Origin of the sequence: Erysipelothrix sp. strain 2 (EsS2-6-Brazil) (genome assembly GCF_016617625.1) — a bacterium.
GTDB classification, from domain to species: domain Bacteria; phylum Bacillota_I; class Bacilli_A; order Erysipelotrichales; family Erysipelotrichaceae; genus Erysipelothrix; species Erysipelothrix piscisicarius.
Genome location: NZ_SBAR01000027.1, coordinates 1 through 4,942, shown reverse-complemented (window position 1 = coordinate 4,942; position 4,942 = coordinate 1). Strand labels below are relative to the sequence as shown.

Here is a 4,942-nt window from a genome sequence, read left to right as displayed (position 1 = left end):
GAAAGTGATGGAATTGTTTTTCCGTTCTTTCTTAACGTATATATTTCTATTTTCTCTTCTCTTGTTAACTTTGACATATAAAAACCGAACCTCCTCATCTTTGTTCAAGATTTGGGGTTCGGTTCAATCACTTAAATGTGATAGGCTTTTTTTTATTGATTTAAATATTCATCAAGCGTTAAACCACTGTTATAGATTTCAGTCGCAGCATTGCTGCCAACATAGCGCAAATGCCATGCTTCGGGTTGATATCCTGTTATATGTTCTTTGCCCGCTTGATAACGAACAATAAAACCAAAGCGATGAGCATTGCGATTCACCCATGTGGATTGTTCGGTCTCCGAAAAAGCAAACATATTCCCACCTGGTGTCACCACATCAATAACGAGCCCCGTTTGATGTTCCGAATGTCCCGGTCTTGCCGACATTAAATCCGCTTGAACTTGGCCGTGAGATGCAACGTAATTGGTATACAGTTCTTCTTGGAAGTCATAACCTCGGTAGGATGAAGTAGCAAGCAACCACAAACCCGTTTCATCATAAAGAGCATCTACCATCTTAACAAATGATGAAACCGTATTAGGGGTTGCCTCATAACCCTCGCTGACAGCATAATCCGCAGGAATATAACTGAGGTTTGGATAAAAATCCCGTGATAATGATCGATGCTTATTTACCAAAACAAGTTCTGAATGAGAATCCACCACTGCAGATGTTCCACTATCATAATCCGTAGGATTTTCAACATCATGTGGTTTCCCTTCCTCCACATCATTAGCATGCTCTTTCAACACATGAACGGTCAATTTACGTTCAACTTGGTTTGTCTTATCATCGACACTATAGATCATGTCATAGGTTCCGGGTTCATCATAATCAATCGAGCCTTTCACATTTACCTTTAAAGATTCGCTTAACGATCCAAAAGCATAATCCTTTGCGACTGCAGTAATCTTTGATGCTCCTATCGAAATTGATTGTTCGTTCCCCTTAATCGTAGTTCCATCATGTGTAATAATAATTTCGGGAGCTTTCGTATCTTCAGTTTTAATCTTCAAAAGGACGTCACGTTTCGGATTTTCTTTTAAATAGACACGCAATTTTAGATTTTCTTCTACTAAAATACCTTTGGGCTGTAATTCAAGCTTTCGCCTTTGAATGATCGCATCATTATGGTCTTGAATGGATAATTCCCCTTTATCCGAAACCACAACCATTTCATACTCAGATGTCTTCGGATCCACGATAATCTTATCGTGGACAACCGATAAAGCTACATCACTATCTGCTTCAACCACGAATTCATTGCCATCAACGATGCGAATCGCAGCACCAGACATCATGTATGCCATTACTGCTAAACCCAAAACGGTAACCACAAGCGCTGCGCCCATCACCCCATATTTATGTTTTTGAATCCATTTAATCATACACAATCTCCTTGCCACACTCTTGACTTTAATTATCTCATTTTCTTTCATCCATATCCACTTCTAACTAAACTTTAGCTTTAGACATTCCTTGATTTAATTAAAAAAAAAACGTTAAAAACCCATTTTCACTTTTCAACCAAACACTTATAGAATTCAATGGAGCGATTGACCAACATCACCGTAAAATGTAGAATTCATCTGTAAGCGTATTCAAAAGGAGGATACCATGAAACACACCAAAACATTATTATGTACCGGGCTCGCGCTCGTAATGAGTTCCAATGCATTGTTGATCCATGCAGACGAACCCACATCTTTAATCGAGAAACAACCACTTTTTTTTAATACCGAAAGTAAACCGGTAAACTCAAAAGAAATGGCTCTTACAATTCAAAAAGGACATCGTAAATTTGTTACGCCACTTCTCAGTGATCCAAATAGCCATTATCAATTTGAAACTACCGATGCCGCAATCGCATCGATATCAGAAAATGGTCTTATCCTTGGCCTTAAAAAAGGGAAAACAACCGTAAACATTAAATCAAAAGACACTTCTGAAATCGTTCAAAGCATCTCAATTGATATTACTGAAGATGCGGTTGATTCCCACTTTATAACGATGGAATCACGCTGGCAAGAACGTGCTGTTGGAGATGAATCCATCAACCTCAATGACAAACACATTCAAGATTATATTCAGGTTGTTGATGGAAAAGCAGATGACGCATTCTCAACACTTGACCAAAGTCCAAATCCTGAATTCCCATGGGCTAATGAAGACAACAAAACCGTAGCTGCTCATAACACCCGTCAATTTACAAATCTAAAGTCCATTGCGATTGCATTTGGAACGTACGGAAGTAAATATTATCAAGATGAAGCAACCTTAAACTTTATTTCGACGCAACTTGATTTTCTCATTAACGACCAAATGTATGGAAGTCCATTCAGCGTTCCGACTCACGGAAACTGGTGGGATTGGCAAATTGGAATCCCAATGCGCCTTCTTGATATCCTCTCGATTGTAAATGATTATATCGACCAAGAGGACATAACCCGTTATTTAAAAGGAATTGAAGTCTACAATACAAACCTCACCACGCTCCTCAATGGTGCTCCAGCAACAGGTGCAAATAAAACAGATGTTGGTCTAATTTTCTTAGGGGTTGGGATCATGAAGCAAGATGCTTCACTTCTTGATTATGTAAACCAAGAGATGCCGGAAGTCGTTCAATATGTATCATCAGGTGATGGTCTTTACAAAGATGGATCACTTGTACAGCATAAAGATATTGCATACCTTGGTACCTACGGAAATGACCTCGTAAAGGGAATTGGGAAAATCGCATCGATTGTCGCGGACACACCTTGGGCTATGGATCCTGCAACAATGCAAAATATCTATACACTGATTGATGAGGGATACATTCCACTTATGTATAAAGGGAAAATGATGTCAATGGTTAATGGTCGAAGCATTTCTCGCGCTCCTTACATGAGTCCAACCGCACAAGAGTTTGATACAGGAAAAGAAAGTATCGCAAATATTATGTTGATCGCAGATGCAGCACCGGAACCACTAAAATCTACTTACAAACAACACCTCAAAGAGTGGATTATCGCATCAGATCGTTACCACGATTACTTTAGTCGTACTCGTGATTTCGAATCATTAGTTAAAGCCAAACAAATTTTTGAAGATGAATCCATCCAAACCTTGGAATCAACGCAACATGTGAAAATATATGGATCAATGGATCGCGTTGTAAATCGTAACCACGACTATACCGCAGCACTCAGCATGTTCTCAAAACGAATTTCAAACTATGAATCCATAAACAACGAAAACATGCAAGGATGGCATACAGGAAGTGGTATGCTCTATCTTTACACAGATAACGACATTGATCAATATGATGGTACCTACTGGGCCGCAGTCGATAAATATCGTCTTCCAGGAACAACCGTTGATACACGTCCATTAGCTAATAAAGCTCTCCACCGAAAACTATCCAAACAAGCATGGGTTGGTGGTTCATCAACTGGTAAAATAGGAAGTGCAGGAATGTACTACAACACAAATACGTTTAATAATGGTATGGACCTTCGTGCTCAAAAATCATGGTTCTTCTTAGATGATGCAATTGTTGCACTCGGAACAAATATCACAGGAACATCCCCATCATCCATTGAAACAACAATTGAAAATAGAAAAGTTGATGCCAATGCTCAAATCAAGCACAACGAAACATCCATTAGCGCTCCAAAACTAAGCCTTGAAAAAGGGGATACCATTACCCTCAACAACGGCGACAAAGGAACTTTTGGATACTACTTCCCAACAGAAACAGATGTTGAAATCAGTAATACCGTTCACAGTGGAAAATTTGTAGATCAAAACCTAATGTTTGATGACAAAATTGAATACAGCTCAAACTTCTTTAAATTGGGCATCAACCATGGAACAGTCGCAGACAGTGATGCTTATGAGTATGTCATGCTTCCAAACAGTTCCGAAACACAAATTCAAGACTTCGCTAAAAATAACACACTCGAAATCCTTGAAAATAACAACTTAATTCAAGCAATCAAAACAGATACAACCTTTGCAATGAACGTGTGGGGTGTTGATGGTGCCAATCTCGAAGGAATTGGTGTTGACCGTTCCGCATCCGTTACTGCACACATTACAAACAACCGTACGTTAACCATTGCAGTGAGTGATCCAAAACATGTAGAGGAAGAAATTCAGGTAACCATTACCCGTCCCTACAAATCTGTAACCAAGATGGATTCAAACATCACTCAAAATGGAAACCAATTCACAATCAATACCAAAGATCTTGAAGGGGCCTCCAGCATTATCGAATTACGCCTTGATACAGAGGCACTTGAAAATGCTGTCGTGTCAGAGATTCGTACGCTCTTTAAAACAATCGATGCTCTTGATTTAGATCTCTATACTGAAGATTCTAGTAATGATCTAGTTGAAACACGATCACGCGTACAAGAAACCGTTGATAATCCCGATCGTACCCCCGAAGATCTCGAAGACGGCCGCGATCAACTTCAAACCTCCTACGATCATCTTGAACTCAAAGAAATCCAAGAAGAACCTGAAACAAAGCCTGAAACAAAGCCTGAAGAAGGAAAACCAGATGTGGAAATAGAGCCAAACATTGATCCTTCAAAACCAACTGAAAAACCAGAAAGTAACCGCGAAGAATCCGATACACTTCCTAAAACAGGTATCCATTCAGAACCACGATCCTTTGCAGCGTTTATGATTATTGGACTTGGCTTACTCTTTAAGCGTAAAGACTCTTAATTGCTAAGAAACAAGTAAAACGTAAAAACATCTCAATCTGACATGATGTCAGACGGAACTGACCTAGTTCCGTGGGACTAAAGAAAAAAACCTCTTGTATGAGAATTATTGTAAAATAGTTCAATATAGGAGGTTTTTATATGGGAACACGAACTATGCATAGCTATGAGACAAAGATGAA

General features: G+C 39.2%; 2 protein-coding genes. One reads left to right on the top strand and one right to left on the bottom strand.

Annotated features, from left to right (window positions below):
• Positions 1–152: 152 nt before the first annotated feature.
• On the bottom strand, positions 153–1,430 hold the full coding sequence (locus EPJ89_RS08655) for a M15 family metallopeptidase (protein WP_161637173.1): 1,278 nt from the start codon (positions 1,428–1,430) through the stop codon (positions 153–155).
• Between the two features lie 229 nt (positions 1,431–1,659).
• On the opposite strand from EPJ89_RS08655, the gene EPJ89_RS08650 reads away from it, so the two are divergent.
• Positions 1,660–4,761, top strand: coding sequence for a polysaccharide lyase 8 family protein (locus EPJ89_RS08650; protein ID WP_200549543.1), 3,102 nt, complete (start codon positions 1,660–1,662; stop codon positions 4,759–4,761).
• The last annotated feature ends 181 nt before the right edge of the window (positions 4,762–4,942 follow it).